The organism is Gracilibacillus halotolerans, from assembly GCF_014206945.1.
GTDB classification, from domain to species: domain Bacteria; phylum Bacillota; class Bacilli; order Bacillales; family Amphibacillaceae; genus Gracilibacillus; species Gracilibacillus halotolerans.
This window is the reverse complement of the sequence record NZ_JACHON010000003.1, coordinates 12335-33593: the sequence shown is the minus strand read 5'-3', so window position 1 is coordinate 33593 and position 21259 is coordinate 12335. Positions and strand designations below refer to the sequence as shown.

General features: G+C 35.1%; 21 protein-coding genes. 11 read left to right on the top strand and 10 right to left on the bottom strand.

The window, feature by feature from the left end:
- The first annotated feature begins 47 nt into the window (after positions 1 to 47).
- Positions 48 to 758: a response regulator transcription factor gene (locus tag GGQ92_RS05615; RefSeq protein ID WP_184245481.1), complete on the top strand. Its 711-nt coding sequence runs from the start codon at positions 48 to 50 to the stop codon at positions 756 to 758.
- On the top strand, positions 755 to 2485 hold the full coding sequence (locus GGQ92_RS05610) for a sensor histidine kinase (protein ID WP_184245479.1): 1731 nt from the start codon (positions 755 to 757) through the stop codon (positions 2483 to 2485). Before GGQ92_RS05615 ends, GGQ92_RS05610 begins: the two co-directional genes overlap by 4 nt.
- Positions 2486 to 2979: 494 nt before the next feature.
- On the opposite strand, the gene GGQ92_RS05605 is transcribed toward GGQ92_RS05610, so the two are convergent.
- A complete protein-coding gene (locus tag GGQ92_RS05605; RefSeq protein WP_184245477.1) occupies positions 2980 to 3756 on the bottom strand; it encodes an alpha/beta hydrolase in 777 nt (258 codons plus the stop codon).
- A gap of 221 nt (positions 3757 to 3977) precedes the next feature.
- Between GGQ92_RS05605 and GGQ92_RS16670 the strand changes: the two genes are divergently transcribed.
- The 9 genes from GGQ92_RS16670 to GGQ92_RS05560 all read left to right on the top strand — a co-directional run bounded on the left by GGQ92_RS16670 (position 3978) and on the right by GGQ92_RS05560 (position 10125).
- On the top strand, positions 3978 to 4178 hold the full coding sequence (locus GGQ92_RS16670) for an SDR family NAD(P)-dependent oxidoreductase (protein WP_425486380.1): 201 nt from the start codon (positions 3978 to 3980) through the stop codon (positions 4176 to 4178).
- Between the two features lie 162 nt (positions 4179 to 4340).
- On the top strand, positions 4341 to 4703 hold the full coding sequence (locus tag GGQ92_RS05595) for a PadR family transcriptional regulator (protein ID WP_184245475.1): 363 nt from the start codon (positions 4341 to 4343) through the stop codon (positions 4701 to 4703).
- Positions 4693 to 5454, top strand: coding sequence for an HAAS domain-containing protein (locus GGQ92_RS05590; protein ID WP_184245473.1), 762 nt, complete (start codon positions 4693 to 4695; stop codon positions 5452 to 5454). Before GGQ92_RS05595 ends, GGQ92_RS05590 begins: the two co-directional genes overlap by 11 nt.
- A gap of 395 nt (positions 5455 to 5849) precedes the next feature.
- Positions 5850 to 6221: a nuclear transport factor 2 family protein gene (locus tag GGQ92_RS05585; protein WP_184245471.1), complete on the top strand. Its 372-nt coding sequence runs from the start codon at positions 5850 to 5852 to the stop codon at positions 6219 to 6221.
- Between the two features lie 132 nt (positions 6222 to 6353).
- Complete coding sequence (locus GGQ92_RS05580) at positions 6354 to 6980, top strand: kinase (protein WP_343068772.1); 627 nt, start codon at positions 6354 to 6356, stop codon at positions 6978 to 6980.
- A 25-nt stretch (positions 6981 to 7005) separates the two neighbouring features.
- Positions 7006 to 7296: a hypothetical protein gene (locus tag GGQ92_RS05575; RefSeq protein ID WP_184245469.1), complete on the top strand. Its 291-nt coding sequence runs from the start codon at positions 7006 to 7008 to the stop codon at positions 7294 to 7296.
- An 855-nt stretch (positions 7297 to 8151) separates the two neighbouring features.
- Entirely contained in the window at positions 8152 to 8739 is a 588-nt protein-coding gene (locus GGQ92_RS05570; protein WP_184245468.1) for a DeoR family transcriptional regulator, read from the top strand.
- Between the two features lie 25 nt (positions 8740 to 8764).
- Entirely contained in the window at positions 8765 to 9340 is a 576-nt protein-coding gene (locus tag GGQ92_RS05565; protein ID WP_184245466.1) for an SCO family protein, read from the top strand.
- 26 nt (positions 9341 to 9366) lie between these two features.
- On the top strand, positions 9367 to 10125 hold the full coding sequence (locus GGQ92_RS05560) for a FixH family protein (RefSeq protein WP_184245464.1): 759 nt from the start codon (positions 9367 to 9369) through the stop codon (positions 10123 to 10125).
- 498 nt (positions 10126 to 10623) lie between these two features.
- On the opposite strand, the gene GGQ92_RS05555 is transcribed toward GGQ92_RS05560, so the two are convergent.
- From GGQ92_RS05555 to GGQ92_RS05515, 9 genes are all read right to left on the bottom strand, one after another.
- A complete protein-coding gene (locus GGQ92_RS05555) occupies positions 10624 to 11571 on the bottom strand; it encodes a sensor domain-containing diguanylate cyclase (protein ID WP_184245462.1) in 948 nt (315 codons plus the stop codon).
- Between the two features lie 224 nt (positions 11572 to 11795).
- On the bottom strand, positions 11796 to 12938 hold the full coding sequence (locus GGQ92_RS05550; protein ID WP_184245461.1) for a mannitol-1-phosphate 5-dehydrogenase: 1143 nt from the start codon (positions 12936 to 12938) through the stop codon (positions 11796 to 11798).
- The gene (locus GGQ92_RS05545; protein ID WP_184245459.1) at positions 12938 to 13372 is read right to left on the bottom strand and encodes a PTS mannitol transporter subunit IIA; all 435 of its coding nucleotides are present in this window, start codon (positions 13370 to 13372) and stop codon (positions 12938 to 12940) included. The genes GGQ92_RS05550 and GGQ92_RS05545 overlap by 1 nt, the downstream gene beginning before the upstream one ends.
- Positions 13373 to 13388: 16 nt before the next feature.
- Entirely contained in the window at positions 13389 to 15491 is a 2103-nt protein-coding gene (locus GGQ92_RS05540; RefSeq protein ID WP_184245457.1) for a BglG family transcription antiterminator, read from the bottom strand.
- A gap of 223 nt (positions 15492 to 15714) precedes the next feature.
- Entirely contained in the window at positions 15715 to 17121 is a 1407-nt protein-coding gene (locus GGQ92_RS05535) for a PTS mannitol transporter subunit IIBC (protein WP_184245455.1), read from the bottom strand.
- Between the two features lie 285 nt (positions 17122 to 17406).
- Entirely contained in the window at positions 17407 to 17883 is a 477-nt protein-coding gene (locus tag GGQ92_RS05530) for a hypothetical protein (RefSeq protein WP_184245452.1), read from the bottom strand.
- 447 nt (positions 17884 to 18330) lie between these two features.
- Positions 18331 to 19113 carry an SDR family oxidoreductase gene (locus GGQ92_RS05525; protein ID WP_184245450.1) on the bottom strand — a complete coding sequence of 261 codons (783 nt, stop codon included), beginning with the start codon at positions 19111 to 19113 and terminating at the stop codon, positions 18331 to 18333.
- A gap of 278 nt (positions 19114 to 19391) precedes the next feature.
- Positions 19392 to 20465 carry an ABC transporter substrate-binding protein gene (locus GGQ92_RS05520; RefSeq protein WP_184245448.1) on the bottom strand — a complete coding sequence of 358 codons (1074 nt, stop codon included), beginning with the start codon at positions 20463 to 20465 and terminating at the stop codon, positions 19392 to 19394.
- Positions 20462 to 21259 (bottom strand): ABC transporter permease, encoded by a 798-nt coding sequence (locus tag GGQ92_RS05515; RefSeq protein WP_184245446.1) that lies wholly within the window; start codon positions 21257 to 21259, stop codon positions 20462 to 20464. Before GGQ92_RS05515 ends, GGQ92_RS05520 begins: the two co-directional genes overlap by 4 nt.

Genomic DNA, 21259 nt, shown 5'->3' with positions numbered 1-21259 from the left:
CATCTCCTGTTAAGCATTGTGTGCTACTATTAATTTGGGTGATGAGGATGCAACATGCAAAGATCTTATTAGTTGATGATGAAATTTCAATTATGCAAATGGTGGAAATGGTTTTGAAAAAAGAAGGGTTTATCAATGTTCTCAAAGCATCTACAGGCAGCGAAGCATTGGAAATCGTAAAGAGAGAGTCCGTCGATTACATTGTTCTCGATGTGATGCTACCTGATATTAACGGTTTTGATTTATGCAAAAAAATCCGCGAGTATACAGATGTTCATATCCTATTTCTAACCGCAAGAGTGAACGACTTTGATGTTTTAACAGGGTTTGATAAGGGCGGGGATGATTATGTTACAAAACCATTTAATCCTCTTGAAATTGTTGCTCGAATAAAGGTTCAACTACGGAGAAATCAAAAAACAGAATCTAAACCAAAAGTAAATGTAAAAAGACATGATTTCGGTCATTTTCTAGTTGATGAGGAAGCTGGAGAATTAATTGTGGAAGGTAAAGTTATTCCTTGCCCAGCGCAGGTCTTTAAGCTACTCGTCTACTTATGTCAGAATGTGAATCGAGTATTATCCAAAGAGCAACTATTTAATGCCGTATGGGGCTATGATTATTTAGTTGATGATAATACCGTAATGGTACATATACGCCGCATTCGTGAGCGAATTGAGCCAGACCCAGGGAAACCTATCTACCTTCGTACCGTTCGCGGGTTAGGATATAAATTAGTAAAGGACGTAACATTATGAAACTACGGAGAAGAATTGCACTCCATTTCTCTTTTCAATTTATCGTTTCACTCATTTTTGCCTTTTTGTTTTTTATCTTTTTACTTATACTTCTAGCTAACTTAGTATCAAAAATGGAACTAGATTACAAAACTGTTGATGGTCTCATGGATACAATTACAACTGTGACTATTATTGATGACAATGAAGTTACACTGGAAGAAAACTTGGAACAACAACTTATAGAAAATGATATATGGATGCAAATTGTAAATAAAGAAGGGAAAGTGATTCATGCAACGAATGAACCCGCTACGCTTTCGCAATCCTATACTACTCATGAGCTACTACTCATTGATGAAACAAAGAAAATTGATAATTATACCGTAAGAACATTTTTTGATACGTGGCTGTACGGAAATTATTATTTTTTGTTCGGGTATCACGATACGGAGAAGGAAATGCTGACAGAATGGTTTCATCTATATAGCGGAAACGGACTTGTAAAGCAGGAAAACCTACCTTTGTTAGGAGATAAACTAGCTGAAATGGATGGTTCTATTCAAGTATTTCAAGGAGAACAGCTCGCCCAAACTATTGGGGACACAGGAGACGAGATACAGGAACCATTGGAATTACTAACTCGAAAGTATGAACCAGGAAGATATTCAACTAGGGTTAGTGTATTTAATGATCCAGCAACAGATACGACATGGATATTACATTTCCCTGGAGAGAAAACCTATCATGCTGGATGGCTTTTCCCTTCTGAAGAAATCCAAATGATTGTAATCGCAGTAGTCTCAAGCCTAGTTCTAGCTCTGTTAATTTCTATTTGGAATGGCTATCGCTATGGCCAACCTTTATTACTATTCGTAAATTGGTTAGAACGGATGGGTAAGGAACAATACAACGAAATGTTTACGGAAAAAGAACGCAAGAAAATATTTAAGAAAAAAGGGAAAACACGCCACCGTTATCGACTTTATCAAGAAGTAATCCAGTCCTTTTATCAGATGACGAAAAAGTTAGACAGAACTCAACAAGAAAGGAAACGTCTGGAACGAACACGTGAAGAGTGGATGGTTGGTATTTCTCATGATTTACGTACGCCTTTATCCACCATCCAAGGATATGGTCACTTGCTAGAGAGTAATAAGTATCCATTTACCCCTGAGGAGTTACAGGAAATTGGAAAAGTTGTCCGTGAAAAAGGCGACTATATGGTTCAACTCGTAAACGATTTTTCTCTTGTATTTCAATTGAAAAATAGTGCGATTCAATTAGAAAAACTACCAGTTAACCTAAATGAGTTTGCTCGTAGCGCTGTTGTAAAATTTGAGAGAGATTTAACTCTACGAACCGTATCTTTCAGTTTTACACCATCGTCTGATGAGCCAAAAGCTGCAATCGACTCAAAATGGTTTGTCCGGGTACTCGATAATATTATTTATAACGCAGTTACGCACAACCCGCCGGGAACAAATATAGCTGTAACAGTTTTACATGAACAAAACAATGCCTTCATCGAAATTAGTGATAACGGAAAAGGGATGGAGGAGGAATTTATCGAAAATCTTTTTGAAAGATATTATCGCGGAACGAATACAAGCGAAAGAACGGAAGGTGCTGGACTTGGAATGAGTATTGCTAAAGAAATCGTTGAATTGCATGGTGGGGAAATTCAAGTTCACTCCACTGTTGGTAAAGGAACGACTGTGAAACTTTTACTGCCGCTTATTGAATAAAATAGGTAAAGAGAAACCCCCTATCCTAACCCGTGAAAAAAGTGTTTCTCAGCTCAAAAGCCTCTGCTAGTTAAACATTGCAGAGGCTTTTTATTTACATGTTTGCCTAACCAAATTTCTCTACAATACTCATGTAGGCCTTGTAATCTGCCCGACCAACATCTTCCGCCTTCCAAAAGGTTAATTCAACAGCATCTTCATTACTTGAAGCATCATTTTCACCTGATGTTCCTTCATCGCTTCCTGAACATGCTACTAAAAAACTAATACATATAAGAACAAAGCCTATAAGTACGTGTCTAGCTTTCTTCCAGCTGATCTCATCTAGAAATACGATAAAATTAAAATAATATCCAATATTTTAAGATTTCAGGAAATACGCAGTTTTTATTTCATTTTAGTTAGATAGTAACCAATAAGGGGTGAGCTTGCTAAACCTATGTAGTAGATAGAAAGGGAGTATGACGTTTAGCGGTGTTGGAACGATAGCTTAATTATATAACTTGCTTCATTTTTAAATAGTTTTCAATCTCTAGTTTTGTTAAATGATAATACTTGTTTTCATGTCTACCAAAATTAAAGAAACCGTGCTCCATGCCTTCATAAGTTTTTAGCGTTATTTCATTTCCTGCTACATTCATTTGTCTTATAAAGTCTTTATTTTGCTCATATAAATCGTCCCCTGTCCCACTGATCCATAATGTAGGTGGTAAACACTTTTTTACATGATGGATTGGAGAAAGTTCTTTTGCTCTATCTAGTAATTGAGGATACCTTCTTCTCATTATATCGACACCATCCATATCAGCAGCTAAAACAATCAAATAGTTTGGTATGGTTTCTTTGCTCCGTTTTTCATCATTTTGATACCCCAGCATAATCGAAGATACTGTAATATAGCCTCCAGCTGACGAACCACAAACTACTATTTTATTCGGATTTATTCCTAAATCAGCGGAATTTCTCCGCACATACTTCACTGCGGATCTAACATCATTAATGGATTGAGTCGGTAAGAAAGCTACATCTGAACCATTTCTATAATCAACACATATCGCAACCATACCTATAGAAGAAAAATAGTCTGCTTGATGCTGGAACTGTGTGGGCGTTTTAGGGTTCTGTTTAAAACTACCCCCATTAAAAAATAAGATGGCTGGTCGATTTTCCAGATTCGCTTCGGGCTCGAATATGTATAATTTTAATGTTCTTTCTTCAATTACTTTGTATGTTCTTTCCGTTACGGGAAAATCAAAATTAATCTTCTTCATGCAGTAACTCTCCTTTATCTCCATTATTGTAAAGCTGCCAAGCTATTTTCATCATACCAAAATTATCCATGATTTCTATTCATAAAATCACACTTTTTGAATTAATACATGTCATTTCACTTTGAGGGGAAAATGATTGTATTAATTTTTAATCCCATTCTACTTATACTAAGAACGTAAATTACTTTGGTTAGCCTCAATGAAAGGAAGGGAACATCATAATGAGCAATTCATGGTTAGAGTTAGAAGGTAAAGTTGCAATCGTTACTGGTGGTGCATCAGGCATCGGCTTAAATATTGCAGAAGAGCTCGTCAGAAATGGAGCAAAAGTTAGAGTTGCAGGAGTATACCGTGTCATCGCTTCAAACCACATTACTGAAAACTTACCGTTCACTTGCATAAACAAATCCTTATCAGTATGAAAGAATGAGCTTTACTGATGTATTAACTAAAATTGAAGAAAAATTATTTTTAGATACCTTGTATTACAAGACTATGTATGATATTCTTAAATTACCTTGTTATACAAGACATAAATTCGGATTTATACCTGGTATTACAAGGTAGTGAGCGAGGTGAAAAATATGTCAACAACACAAATGCTTAAAGGGATACTTGATGGCTGTATATTAGCAATTATTAAAAACAAAGAAGTATATGGATATGAACTAGCAGATAAGCTTGAAAATTATGGATTTCATTCCTTTAGCGAAGGTACAATTTATCCACTATTATTACGTATGCAAAAAGAGGAATTGGTAACTTCCACATTAAAAAAATCAACAGCAGGTCCAAGGAGAAAATATTACTCTCTGACACCAAAAGGGGAGAAAGAATTAGAAAAGTTCATCGACAGGTGGAATGATTTACAAAACAATGTGAGTAATGTGCTACAACATGAAGCAGACGTAAAATATAATAAAGGAGATGAAACGCATGAAAAATGAAGTGAATATTTCCGTAGAAAGTAAAGAGTTTATAGAAAATTTACGAGTTTATTTGTTTTCTAGTGGGAAAAAAACAGACGAAATAGATGAAATTATCTTAGAATTAGAAAGCCACCTTTCAGAAGCCGAAAAAAAAGGTAAGTCAATCGACAAGATTATCGGGAAATCACCCAAAGAATACATGGAAATGATTTCGGATGAAATGTTGAATGATTATCGGGCGTGGTTTAAATACATCCTTCTCATCATTTCTGGTGCCTTTGCTATTACAATTATTAGGGACGTATTTGAAGGAGCACTTGCTTATTCCGTTCTAGAAATTATTGGACATATCTTAATCTCGGCTATATTCATTTTTTCGGTACTCAAGGGATTCAAATATATATCCACTATTAAACAATCTCTTTGGAAACAAGTAGCAATATTATTCCCAATAGTGATGTTGCCAGGTGCTTTATTCCTTGGTTTGATTTACCTAAATAGGGTAGTTGAAACTCCTCTTATTCAGTTTGGTACTACAGCGAGTATGATTATCGGTATAATCACTATGATTTTCCTGATTGGCATGTCTATATGGGCCAAAACGTGGATCCTTATTGTCTTTGTTGCATTCTTGACACTACCAAACTATATAATAAGTCACACAGCATTAACGTCTGAAACTCAACTCATATTAGAATCAATCATTATGTTCGGAGGTATTGGTATTTACCTTTGGCTATCTAGTAAATTAGTTAAAAGAAAAGAATAAACCAAAGCTTCTATAGATTTTAATTACTTCCCGCTTAATAAGGAAAAAAGCTAGAAATATAATATAAAATAAAGTAATACTAGGAAAATTCCTAATTTATATTAATTAAAATGGGCTAAATGAATATTATGAAAACACTAAGAACTTATAAGCTTATTGGAAGAATCGATGAGCATAAGCACGAGGATTCTAAATAAAATCTTTGTGCTTTTTTATATTTGCTCAGCTATATTAAAGCAGGAAGAGTGATAAAATATATAAATGAATTTAAGAACAAGAAAATTATGGTAGTATAAAAGGAGATTGTGAAGAAATACGGGTGAAGGATAGTGCAAGCAGGAATCCCGAAAAGAATATTAACTATAATCTTAAAGGAAATCGTTAGGGGGATTCTGATGATTAAGCGAGAAAAAGTGATTGAAAGTTATTTTCAGTCTTGGATAAATAAAAATGATCAAATATTGAAGAAAACATTTAACCAAAATACTATATATAGTGAATGTTACGGACCTGAATACCACGGATTGGAGATCATCGAAAGATGGTTTGCCGATTGGAATGAGAGAGGAACAGTTTTAATATGGGATATAAAACAATTTATTCATCAAGGCAATTTAAGTGTAGTTGAATGGTACTTTAAATGTGAGTATGACGGAGTTGTCGGAGAATTTGATGGTGTATCATTAGTTGAATTTAATAATGATAACTACATTGTAAACTTAAAAGAATTTCAATCGAAAATACCACATTATTCTCCATACAACTAAAAAGGATAAATCAAGATTTTCTAACTAATTGGCACAGTATTCGATTAAGATTGTGGAATAATGTACTTAAGGTAACAAGGTAGATTAACGGAAGAATATTGATTTTAGTTTTGAAAGCGAGGTTAATGCATCGTGTCATTAATCAGTATTTTAGATACTTTATTAAATCACTACACAAAACGTAACAAAATCAACCATCCTTTCATCGTTGGAGTTGATGGATTAGGCGGAGCTGGCAAGACTACATTTGTAAAGAATCTGAAAGAAGAATTAACGGATAAAGGACATGAGGTAATAACTATACATATGGATGATTATATTGTTGAGTCTAGTAAACGATATAAAACAGGATATGAAGAATGGTATGAGTATTATTATCTTCAGTGGAATATTGATTTGTTACTTACAGAACTATTTCAACCGTTATTCAACGGGGCAAACATGGTAAATCTACCTTTATATAATAGAACAAATGACACTATATCAAAACAAAGAATACATATACCGTCCAACTCTATTGTTCTTATAGAAGGAGTATTTATTCAAAGGAGGGAATGGAGGGAGTTTTTTAATTTTGTTATATTTATTGATTGTCCTCATAATATCAGAAAAAATAGAGTTTTAAATCGTGATAAATATATTGGAGATTATCAATACAGGTTAAAAAAGTACCAAAATAGATATTGGATAGCAGAAGATAATTACTTAGAAATAGAAAACCCTCTAGAAAAAGCTGTCGTAATATATACTTACATTTAATACCTTTTGTAAAGGGGGAACCGAGATGGGTGTATGGATTCGGATTGCTGAACTATTGTTAGGAATTATTTTTTTAGGAGCAGGCTTAAATGGGTACGTAGTGTTATTAGGCTTCGAAGCATTTGCCCCCACGAGTCCAGCAGCAATGGAGTTTTTAAGTTCAGGTTATTTCTTGGCATTAGAAAAAGGAGTAGAAATCATAGGGGGAATCTTATTACTAATTCGCCGCTTTGTTCCGCTTGCGTTAATTGTTTTGGCAAGTATCATCGTTAACATTCTAGCGTTCCGGTGTGTCCATGAGGAGAAGCCTTACTGACTCTGTCTTACCATTGTAATTAATTTCGATTGTATCCCCGTCTACATTTCTTGTCACAGCGGCCTTTTCACCAGTTGCTAAACTGTCTGTTGTTGTTTTAGTAACTATCTCATTACTTTTGGCTACATTTTCCGTAGTTTTAGTTTCCTGTTGCTGCTTCTCTTCTGTTATTTTTATTTTATCTATCTCATCGTGTTTTATTTCCTTACTTATACTTTTTTTATCCTCTTCATCGATAGACTCGCTTTTTTTTAGAACGAGATTTGTATACTAACAAAACTATTAAACCTAGTCCGATCATGATACCTAGTGTTGCAAAAGGGAAATTAAATAGAGCAATAAAATAAAGTATTAAAGAAATTATATCGAACATTTTAAACCCTTTTTTTAATTGTTTAAATTTACTAAAATATACCTATTTTACAAGGGGTTTTTAAGTTTTGTAGACCTAAAGAATTAATAATTGGTAATTTTTATAAATGGATTATTAAATTTCAATATTTATCTAGCAACATACCTTTATGTAATTTTATTTAAATAGATTAATCCATACAATCAATATAGAGTCGTAGGGTGTTGCACATTTTAATGGTCAGCTATTTATAATTTACTTTTCGTTTTCTAATACAAGTGAACAACATTCTCTGATAGAACAATGTTTAAATTTGTGATTGTATTATAGTATTCATTAGACCAATATCTTTTTGAACATTTCATGAATTTAACCCTATTTATCAATGATTTCACAAATAGTTCACAGAGAATCTATTGATTAATGGTTATTTAACTGTTATGTTTTTGTTAGAGTTTGTTGATTATTGTTATAAACTATCACACAGAATAGGAGCAAAATGAATGTTACCACTGGAACGCCAAAACCGTATAAAAGAATTAATTCTTGAGAGGCATAACATTAAGATTTCGGAGCTCAGTAAAGAAATCGGGGTGTCAGAAATGACCATTCATCGGGATTTAAAACCTTTAATTGAAGAGGGATTTGTTCTTAAAACATTCGGTGGGATCACGTTATCCAACAAGAATACTAGTAAAAACACTGTTTCTGATGAGTGTGTGTTTTGTAATCGTAAAGTAAACGAGCGTTTAGCATATCGGCTTTTTCTATCAAATAATAGAATTGAAGTGGCATGCTGTGCACACTGCGGTTTGCTTCGTACTCGTCAATTAGAGGATCAAGTAATTCAAGCAATTTGTCCAGATTTTTTAAGACAAACTACAATAAGCGCCTCTAGCGCTTGGTATGTTATGGACACATCTATTCAAATGGGGTGCTGTCAACCTCAAGTTTTAACATTCGAATGGAAAGAACATGCAGATAAATTCATTAAAGGTTTTGAAGGGAATGTGTATAGTTTCAGCGAAGCAATGGAAGTGGTTTTTCAAAAGATGAATGGGATAGGTTCATGTTGTAGCAAACATCAATAATTGAAGGTTGGAGGAATGATAATCCATGAGAAGAGGTTTACATATACTTGCCCTGACTTTAATCCTGTTTCTGGTTGCTTGCGGGGAAGATATTGATACGAATATGTCGAGGGACGTAAGTGACTTTTCTTTTACAACGCAGGATAATGAAACGTTGTCTTCAGATGACTTAAAAGGAAAATGGTGGATAGCTGATTTTATCTTCACAAACTGTACTACAGTCTGTTTACCTATGACAGCTAACATGTCTAAACTTCAAGAAAGAATGAAGGATGAGAATTTGGATGCTCATCTCATTTCATTTAGTGTTGACCCTGAATATGACACACCTGAGGTATTGACTGATTATGCAGAAAATTATCAAGCTGATTTGGATAATTGGACTTTTCTGACTGGATATGATTTCCAAACTATAAAAGATTTATCGATTAAATCGTTTCAGTCCGCTTTAGCAGAACCTCCTGCAGGCTCTGATCAAGTAATGCATGGTACTAGATTTTTTCTAGTTAATCCAGAAGGAAAAGTCATTAAAAATTACAATGGAATTCAAGCCGAATCTGTTGAGGAAATTATTACAGATCTTCAAACAGTACTTAAATAACAGCTTTTAAAATGGAGGACAATCGAATGAAAAATAAATTAATGATAATAATGATGACCATAATTGTAGCTCTTTTAGCAGCATGCAATAATGAAACCGATAACCTAGATGAGCAGGAAACCGAAGAACCAAAAATGCTAGAAGTAGAATTTGAATTACCTGAAAAAGCGGATGTAGGAGAAACAGTAGAATTAAAAGCTATCGTTACCTATGGAGATGAGAAAGTAAAAGATGCAGATGAAGTAGAATTTGAATACTGGGAACAAGGAAATGAAGAGGATAGTACGTTCATTGAATCTATTAATAATGAGGATGGTACTTACATTGCTGAGGTAACCTTTGAAGCAAATGGAGTTTATGAAATATATGCTCATACGACAGCAAGAGATTTACACACTATGCCAAAAAAAGCAATAACTATTGGCGAAGGAGGTAGTGTTGAACATCATGAGGAACATGAAGAAGGACACGAACATAATCATTCAGAAGGACTTGCCACACATTTTGTTCAGCCAGAGGATGTTAAGGTAAATAAAGAAATAGATTTAGTTGTTCACTTGCAAATGGATAATCAACCCCTTGAGGAAGCCCGTGTTCGTTATCAAATAAATAATGATGGTAGTTCTGAAAAAGCGGACTGGTTAGAGGCAGAAGAAACTATTCCAGGTGAATACACTTCATTACATTCTTTTGAGAAAGATGGGACCTACACAATAACGATTCATATCGAGGATAACGAAGGACTTCATGAACATGTTGAGCAACAGATTGAAGTTGCTCAGTAAAGAATACCTGCAAAATCAGAAAGAGGCCGGGACATAACTAATTTTTACTACGTTAAAGGCGAGAAATAAAATATGGGGGTAATAATTACGCAGAAGAAAACACGAGACTCCTGCAGGAAAAGCAACAGCCGAGGGATTACAGGATGTAATTCAGTTCGGCGTTGCAACAGAACGTTGCGGTATACGCCGAACAACCTAAGCTAAGTTCATTTGAACTTTTGTAATTAGTTGAGGCGTTGCCTGCTGTATAGGAAACACTGTAAAAGTGTAGTTCTTGAACAGATGTTGACTTATGCCCTATGGAGTAAAAGCGAAGTGTTTTTACGAAGTAATTATAAAAAAGCGCACAAGCCGAACTGATTCTAACGAATCGTTCGGCTTGTAGTGTAATTACATTCTTCTGTCCCGGCCTCTTTCATCTATTCTTATTGAAAATATGTCATCTATCGAAATAACCTATACTACAGAGTTAACGTGCTAATTTTTTGAATTTCCTAGTTACACTTCTGATAAACTCTTCTTCTTTCTTTTATTTCGATACATATTAGCATCTGCCTTATTGAAAAGTTTTTCCATAACGCCAAAGGAAGAGTCACTAAATTCATAACCAAGTGACATTTGGATAGACGAAAAGGATAATTCCCCGTCTACTTGAAGCAAATTACGTTCCAAATCTCTTATATATTGCTCAACTTCTGAAACAGTAACTTCCGGTAAAAGAATGGCGAATTCATCCCCACCTAAACGTGCCACTGTTACTTCTTGTTCCGAACAAATATTTAAGCATTTTGCTGCTTCACTAATTAATTGATCGCCCAATTGATGTCCATATTTATCATTGATTGCTTTTAATTCATCTAAATCACCAACAATGACTGCTATGGAAATATCTTGTTTATTATAATCATCCATCTTTGAGTGAAAGTAATATCGATTAAACAAGCCGGTTAATGAATCATGAGTGGATTTATATTCTAACTGTTGCTGTAACGTAACCACCTCATCTATATTCCGAAATACCCCTTGAACAGCTACATATTTACCGTTTTTATATAATGGAGTTGCATATTCTTCAAACCAAACATACTCTCCTAAGTGATTTCTGTATCTCACTCTAATGGGCTCATTAAAGTTTAGTTCTCCCAATTGTTTTTTCTTTAATATTTCTATATCATCAGGATGCACAATATCATAAATTAACTCAGGATTTTTTAAATGTTCTTCTAAAGTATTTGGACCGATTACATTGTTTACGGAAGGACTTAAATAGCGATACTTCAACTTTGGTACGGTTTCACAGTAGTATACAATATCACGGATATTTTTCCCCGCTTCTACCAACGGATTATAAATGTCTACTTCTTTTTGAAGTTGCGTTATACGTAAGAATAGCATTGCACATACCAGTAATAAAACGATCATCATCATAACAAGTACAATCCACATAATCCACCCTGCCTTCGCCCATAGATGTAGTTATTTATATATAGGTAAATAGAAATATAAATATACTTTATTATCATACATTTTAAAGAGTAGAATATCTAATATTTATGATTTTAGTTTGGGCTAAAAGTTTTGATATTGTTTATTATTTAGCCTTTTAACTTAAAAAAAGACCTCCATTCAATCTGGAGGTCCTTGCTCATACGCATCATTGTGTTTTGTATTTAGTTATTTACGATCTCGATAATACGTTGATGTAAGATATGATCCTGAGTAAGGCCGCTTATCTCCTCTAACGTTTCTGAATATCCTTTTGCTTCAATTTTCTGTTGTAGCTCTACTGCTTCCGGATCTTCACTATTTTTATATTGCAAAGCAGCAGCAATTACTTTCGTTAAGTTTTCTGGTACTTTACCGAATAACTCCACATAAAGCATTGCTGGTCGAATCAGGCGATCATTAGCACTCAGTTTACGAAGTGGCCCACGACCTACTCTCGTCACTTCATCCGATAAATAAGGATTCGTAAATCTACCAATTATTTTTTCACGATATTGAGTATGTGTATCACGATTAAATTGATATTTTTCAATTAATACGTCGCCAGTTTCTTCTAACGCGCCTTCCAGCACTTTGAGAATTTCAGGATTTTGAATGGCTTGCTCAATCGTTTCATGGTTAAACTTTTTGCCTAAATATGCAGCAGCAGCATGCCCAGTGTTAACGGTGAACAATTTTCGTTCAATGTATGGAGTTAACTCATCAACATACGTGATACCATCAATCTTAGGCACTTCGCCTTTAATACCTGGTTTTTCTACTACCCATTCATAATAAGGCTCAACAGCGACCGTCAATAAATCCTCATTCGTCTGATTCGGTACGATACGGTCTACCGCTGCATCAGGAAAACCTACAAAGGATTCAATGGTTGCCTTTTGAACCTCTGGTATATGCTCCATAACACTTTCCTTTAATAAGGTGCTTCCACCTATCATATTTTCACAAGCAATCACATTCACTGGATTTTTCGTTTGGCTAAATCGCTGAACTAAACCTTCCGCAATGTTTTTTGCGATAATTGGTAACACATTCGGTCCAACGGCAGTCGTAATAATGTCTGCTTCAGCAATAGCATCTGATACTTTTGTAGGTTCTTCACTGCTTATAATTCCTGAAATATTCGTTACGGTTAGCTCTTGCTGATTTTGATCAGCTAAGAGGACACGGTATTGTTTTTCATGATTAATGGCATCGATAACTTCTTTGTTCACATCAATAAAAGTAGTGTGGTATCCTGCATCATGAAGCAATAATCCGATAAAACCCCTTCCTATATTGCCTGCTCCAAAGTGAACAGCTTTCATTAATTTACGCCTCCCAATAGGTCAAGGACTTCTTCTTTTGTGTTTGCTTGGATTAGCTTCTGAATATTTTCTTCTTCTGCACAAACAAGTGCTATTTTAGACAATACTTCTAAGTGGTCATCACCTTTACCAGCAATACCGATTAAAATATTTACCGTGTTCCCATCAAAATCTACGCCATCTGGAGCAATGACTACCGATAATCCTGTTTCGATTACTTGTTTCTTCGCATCCTCCGTACCGTGTGGGATTGCTACATTGTTACCGATATAAGTAGAGGTTAGTTGTTCACGTTCTAGCATTTTATCGACATAACTAGCTTCTACATAGCCATTGTCTTTTAAAATATTTCCTGTGAAACGAATGGCCTCTTCCTTGTTACTTAGGGTTGCACCCAATACAATGTTGTCTGCTGTTAAAATATCTTTTGCCATGATCATGCACTCCTTTTTATTTTGTATCCATTTTGTCTGATATAAACGCATTTAGTTGTTCTGCTAAATAGGTTGCTATTGCTTCTTCGTCGTCGGATTGAAATAGACGTTTACTTGCTTCATCTTTAATTAATAATCCACTAATACAACTTAAAATTTCTAAGCTAGCCTCTGATACATTTTCAGGTGAAATCATTAATAAAAGGTTTTTCATCTGAACAGGCTTACCATCCATTCCGTTAACTTGCATTGGCTTTTCTAATGAATGTATCGTGAAGGATGGCTTTATCACCTCTTCACTTCTTGTGTGAATTAAAGCCAATGTTGTATCTGGAATACCTAAGCCACCTATTTCCATTCGATGGAGCAGCTTCGTTACTAGCTTCTCACTATTACTAACTACCTGTTGCTCCTCTAGCTGCCCACATATCTTTTGTAAAATAGCTCCTATACTCTGCTCTTCCCCAACTGGACGTAGATAGAAACCATTAAGTATTGGTACTGCTTCGTTAGAATACTGTTGCATGATGGTTAGTCGTTTCCTACCATTCTCGTTTACTGCAACGTTTTTCTTCCGTCTCATCACTTTCGTATGATTTAGACGGAGTTTTACTTGCCTTATTTTTCGATTAATATGATGAATATCAGTTTTTGTTAATATTGGCGAAGCTAAAATATATTCCTGTTTTATATGTTTGATTGGAACAGTAGATACGATAAGGTCATAGTCTGACAATGTTATTTTATCCAAATCAAACAAGGAATGATTTTCTACATCTGCTATTTCTGTAAAATGTCGATTGATTTTTGTTGCAAGCATTTTTGATGTACCTATACCACTAGAGCAAATAACCAATGCTTTTAGTTGCACGTTTTCCTCTACTCTCAACAAGGCCGAAGCAAAGTGGAGAACAAGAAAAGCTATCTCTTCTCTCGGAAAAATTAAATCTGGGAATACATGTTTTACCCCTGCTTCAATCACCTTAAATATTGGCAAGTAGTCTTTTTCTATTTCATCTACTAAGGGATTTTTAATATTCATCCCTTGCTGTAACCGGTAGATTGCTGGTTTTAAATGAGTAACTAAGTCATTCAAAATATAATCTTGTTCTTCAAATGATTTGTCTAATTGCTCACTTACAAATTCAATTAACTCTTTTGCTTTAAATGCCATATCAACCGAAGATTCTTCTAATAAATGGTCATGGTCATATCTTAACTTAGCACCGAGTAAATGCATCGTTATATAACCTGTTTCATCATTCGGTATCCGAAGCTGAAATATTTTTTCCAACTCATTTAGTATCTCTTTAGAAATGGCGTACTCGCTTGTGTCTTCTAGTTCTTCCAGATAATCCTCATCGAATTGAATCGTTTCTCCCTTTTGCAGTCGTTCTAGAGCTAATGCTAGATGGACAACGAGACCAACATATGCACTGTCGGCTAGTTCATAAGGGAGTTTTTGCAGCATTCGATCAATCGTTTGTTCAATGATGGCTAGCTTCGTGCGGTCTACTAAACCGAGTAACCGATTAGAAATTGTATCGGTTTGTACTTGTGATTGTTTTTCAATGTTTTTTCGTAATAGCGTAATTACTTCTGATTCATCGACATGCTTCGAAATTAAGTAGCTAATGGCAGAGCGTTTATTAGCTTCGTCTCCTTCCATTTTGACTCCATAACCTCGTTTTCGAACTAGCTGCAAATCGTATTTTTCCAATAATGGCTGTAGTACATCCAAATCATTACTAACTGTTGCAATCGTGACGTGTAACTCATTTGCGAGTGCGTACAGTTTGAGCGGCTCTTTAGCTTCGAGTAATGTCGTTAAGATGATCGCTTGTCTTTCTTCTGGGGTGTAATCGGTGTTTTTCAGTTGAAGAATGGCTAGCTTTAACTGTTGCTTATTCTCCATTTCTCCGACAATAGAAATGCCAACACCTGCTTTTTTCTGTATGGAAAGATGATATTGTGCCAAAAGTTCTTCCGCATTCTTTAAATCTCGATGTACCGTCCGCTCGCTCACATCCAGTTCTTTCGCTAATTCTCGGATCGTAATATCAGACTGTAACGATAATAACAGTTCTACTAATTTACGTTCTCTCCCAGATATATACAAGACTTACACCCCATTTCATGAAGCTAGTTGACACAATTAAACAGGCATTTCTTCTAATACTAATTTTACATGTCCAATAAGTAGCTATTCAATCAAATCTTGTTTGTATTTAGACAAAGGATATGTTGACATAATTTAATAAGTCTAACTATGCAACCTTGCAACAAAAAAATATACACAATAAAAGAGTTCCCTTCTTTATTAGAAAGGAACCCTCTTATCTTTAATCATTTTTTAAATGGTCGATTAGTTCTTGATATTTCGGACTGTTCAAGAAATTATCAACAGATATATGCTGTGCATTAGGAACTTTTGCTTTGGCACGATCCGTTAAATCCTTATGAGTAATGATGATATCAACATCATTTGGCAAATCATTGATTGCTTTGTTTGTAACATCGATACCTTCAATACCGGCTTTCTTGAACTTATCTCTCAATAAAGAAGCACCCATCGCACTTGATCCCATACCCGCATCACAAGCAAAGATAACTTTGTTTACTTCGCCTGCTTGCTGAGTACTAGCTTGTGTAAAGTTAGAAGCTACAGAGCTTTTCTTACCTTTCATGTCCTCCATTTTGCTAGCAGCATCAGAAAGGTCTTCTGATTCAGTCTTGCTTGTTTTTAAGATAATAGAAGCAATCAAGAAGGATACAACTGTTGCAACCACTATACCAAGGATTACAGCAATGTGATCCCCTCTAGCGCTCATCAATAATAAGGCAACGATACTACCTGGTGACGCTGTCGCTGTTAATCCTGCATTGAATAGACTGAATGTGAAGACACCACTGACTCCCCCACCAATAGCTGCCAATAATAGAGCAGGCTTCATTAAAATATAAGGGAAGTAAATCTCATGAATACCACCTAAAAAGTGAATTACGGATGCACCTGCAGCTGAACTTCTTGCCATCCCTTTACCGAAGATTACAAAGGCTAGCAAAATACCTAAACCTGGCCCAGGGTTTGTTTCTATTAAGAACAATATGGACTTTCCTGATTCTGCTGCCTGCTCGACACCTAGCGGACCTAAAATACCGTGGTTAATTGCATTATTTAAAAATAATATTTTCGCTGGTTCGATAATGATATTTGCTAATGGGAGTAATCCTGCATTGATGATTACTTCTACACCAGAAGCTAAAACGCTATTTAAGCCTGAAACAATCGGTCCAATAATTTTTAGCGAAATCCCTGCTAATATTGCACCCAATATACCTGCTGAGAAGTTGTTATAAAGCATTTCGAAACCTGATTTAATACGATGTTGAAATGCCTTATCCATGAGTTTTGTTAGGAAACCACCAATCGGTCCCATAAGCATTGCTCCTAAGAACATCGGGATGTCCGCTCCAACAATCACACCCATAGTTGCAATTGCACCAACAACCCCACCACGAATATCATGGACCATTTTACCACCAGTAAAACCAATTAATAATGGTAGTAAATATTTAATCATTGGATCTACAAGCTCAGCTAAACTTTCGTTTGGATACCAACCTTTCGGAATAAATAAAGCTGTGATGAGACCCCAAGCGATAAATGCAGCAATGTTTGGCATAATCATACCACTGAGGTAACTACCAAAACGCTGGATTTTCGCACGAATTCCTGCTTGTTCCATTTTCATTTCCCCTTCCTTTTTAAAGGTTAATATTTTAAATTAGAGTAATTAATAATTATTGCCTACTTATAGATTATTGCGTTTACACGTTAGAATCAATCTAATCTAAAAACCCTTTTGGCAAGGGGGATGTTGACAGGATTAAAGAATAACGATTACCATTAAAAAATCCCCGTATTTCCATACGAGGATTTTTTACGTCTTTTGTTAGTTCTATGTAATCAAATAAAATTTTAATCCTAAAATTATTGAAACAATACTAACTTTTATAGACTGCATTCATAATTATTGATCTTGTGCTTTCTTATCAAAAAACATGTTTAAATCTGTCTTATCTGTATCTTCACTTAACGCTTCGTGTATGTAATCATTAAGTTGGTTCATCTTCGCTTTTTCAAAAAATGGAACTTTAATGAAGTACGGCGAACCAGCTTTTTCTATTACTAGAATTGTTTGAATTCCACTTAGCGCTATCCCTACTCCAATTAATAACAGAACAAGTCCACCAAAAAAACTATCGGCCATCATACCAAATCCAATAAATAATAATATAATTCCAATAAGAATCGGCTTTGCTAAGTATTTGGATGATAATATAGAACCTGAAATGTTTTTAAGTGGGATATTTTGCTGATCTTTCCCAAGTGGAATAAATCCTAAAATCGTGTTAGATAAGTTCGTTTTTACGAATCTAGAATCAACTCCCACACTTCCTTTAAGCCAGAAGAATATTAAACTAATAGAAAAGTTTACTTCTTTCATTTCAAACACCCTCCTTTTTATAAGTATTTTATACCACTAATCATATTACATAATACCTAAAAGTAACAATTATTTCAAGAGTAATTTATAATTAATTAAATAATTGATATAGATAAAATCAAGCAATAAATCGTTAAAATAATTCTTCTATCCTAATTTTATTTCAAAAACATTTATAATATAAATAAGTCGATATACCGTGTGTACATATACCTAATATATTCATATACTCGAATTTAACCTCGAGCATCAACAACTCATTTGATGCTTTCTTTGGAGGATGAGGGAGAGTATTTATTGGATTTTAGCTAAACGGGTTTTCGCTATAAGAAAAGCCTTGTGTTATGCATTTTTACGATTTCACTCGTTTTCTCCGATAGAAAAAACGGACTAAACAAAAAACCTCCATGTATAAAAGCTCATGAAGGTTTTAAAAGTTACTTTAAATTAGTATTTATAAGATTGTCCACCATCAATTGGAATAACCTGTGCATTTATAAATCCTGCTTGGTCAGATAATAGGAATGCTACAAGATAAGCTACTTCTTCTGGTTTACCAAAGCGTTTCATTGGGTTCACACTTACGAACTCTTTCCCTGCTTCTTCCCAGTTATCTCCCGCCATCTGTTTTAGAGATCCCTCTACCATCGCTGTCATAATAGCACCTGGGGCAATAGCATTAATGTTTATTCCATACTGACCATACTCTATTCCTGAGTTTCTTGTTAATCCAACAACACCATGTTTGCTTGCTGAATACCCAGACTGATTCCCTACACCGCGAATACCGCCAACAGATGCAGCGTTACAAATAGAGCCATATCCTTGTTCTTTCATTACTTGTAAAACATATTTCATTCCATAAAATACACCATTTAAGTTAATGTCGATTACACGATGGAATTCATCCGTATGGTAATCGCCAGTCAAGTTCTGCTTGCCTTCAATACCAGCATTGTTAAAGAATCCATCAATACGGCCAAAAGTCTCCACTGTTTTGTCTACATAATTTTTTACTTCATCTTCATTCGCAACGTTAGCTGTAATTGTAAGTACTTCTGCTTCTTCATTTTCCTTTAAGATCAGTTGCTTTGTTTCTTCAAGGCCATCACTGTTTAAATCGACGAGCACAAGTTTTCCGCCTTCTGCTGCAATTTGCAATGCTGCGGATTGACCTAAACCTGCTCCACCACCAGTAATGATAACTACTTTTTCTTCAAATCTTTTCATATTCACTCTTCCTTTCATAATAAAAATAGAGATGTGCTTGAATATACCCTAAATTAGCTGATGTCAATTTCCCTAGATGAAAGAAAGCACTTTGTAAAGATGTACACCTTATATTGTGAAGTGTTTCACAATGTTTACTTTTAGTATAAGATGAATCGTGAGTTCTGTCAATATTATTGTCTTTATTGTCTGATAATTTGAAAAATATATTAATTATTCGATTTGTTCTCTCTCACATAAAAAAGCTTAGAGATTTTATTCTCTAAGCCCTTGCTCCATCAATTTTTATGCATTTTAAATTGTAAAAATAATTCATTATATAGACTAAGCATATCTTTTCCTAGGTTTTCGTATACTTCTAATCGATTGGTTAGCTCTGGTGCTGGGTAAAATCGTTCATCCTCAGCCATCTCGTCTGGTAAAAGTTCTAAGGATGCCTTATTTGGCGTCGAATAACTCACATATTCTGTATTTTTCGCTGCAATTTCGGGTTGGAGCATAAAGTTAATAAATTGGTGTGCACCATCGATATTGTCTGCCGTTTTTGGAATGACCATATTATCAAACCATAAATTAGAACCTTCTTCAGGCACCACATAATCCAATGCCTCATTTTCAAACATAACCTCACTCGCATCACCAGACCATGCAAGCGATACAGCAGCCTCATTATTGGCCATCAGTAATTTATTCTCATCACCAACAATAGCTTTTACATTTGGCGTTAAAGTTTCGAGTTTCTTCAATGCCTCTTGTAAATGATCTTCGTTCGTATCATTAAGAGAATAACCTAATGAGTTCAATGCCATTCCAATTACTTCACGCGCACCATCCACAAGCAAGATGTCATTTTTTAAGTCTGCATCCCATAAATCATCCCAGCTCGTGAACGTTTTGTCTGGTAGGAGTTCTTTGTTATATAAAATGCCAACGGTTCCCCAAAAATATGGAACCGAGTATTTATTTCCCTCGTCAAAAGGTAAATCCATAAATCGCTCGTCAATATAATGTAAATTGGATAACTTGTCATGTTCTAACGGAAGGAGTAAGTCTTCCTCCAACATTTTTTCAATCATATATTCAGAAGGGATAGCAATATCGTACGTTGTCCCTCCTTGTTGAATCTTCGTCAGCATTGCTTCATTGGAATCAAACGTCTCATAGATGACGGTAATTCCCGTTTCTTCTTCAAACTGACTTACCAAATACTCGTCAATATAGTCTCCCCAATTAAAAACCGTCAACGTTTCATCTCCTGAATATCCTTGGGCCGCATTTAGCCGATTAATTGCAACAAGCATTAAGATAGAAACAAGCGTAATCGCTATAAAAGCCGTCATTAACTTTTTCATCGCCTGAACCCTCCTAACTTCAATCCACTACGCTGAGATATCACGTAATAAATCCCAACGAGTAAAATGGTAAAGAGAAATAATATCGTAGACAACGCATTAATGTGTAAGGAGATTCCTTGCCGTGCCATCGAGTAAATTTCTACTGACAACGTCGAAAAACCGTTACCTGTCACAAAGAACGTTACTGCGAAATCATCCAAGGAGTAGGTTAATGCCATAAAAAATCCCGCAAAAATCCCTGGTGTTATATAAGGAAAGATAACTTTTGTAAAGACATGCCACCTGCTAGCTCCTAAATCTTTCGCTGCATCAATGAGCGAAGGATTCATCTCCGCCAATTTTGGCAGCACCATTAACACAACAATTGGAATACTAAAGGCAATATGTGATAGTAATACAGAATAAAAGCCTAAGCGAATCCCAGCAATCGTAAATAATATTAAGAACGAGGCACCAATTATGACATCTGGGCTCACGATTAACACACTATTTAAACCGAGTATAGAGTTTTTACTTCTTTTTAATGCATGAATGCCAATTGCCCCGAACGTTCCAATCATCGTCGCGAACAATGCCGATAATAAAGCAATGACAAGCGTGTTTAACACAATAATGAGTAAGCGCGTATCTCCAAGTAACTCTCGATACCAATCAAGGGTAAATCCTTCAAAACCACTCATGGAACCGCCACTATTAAACGAATAGAAAACTAAATAAAATATTGGTGCATAAAGAATGAAGATAATGGTCATTAAGAATATTTTAGCTGCTGGTGAAGCTTTTCCTTGCAT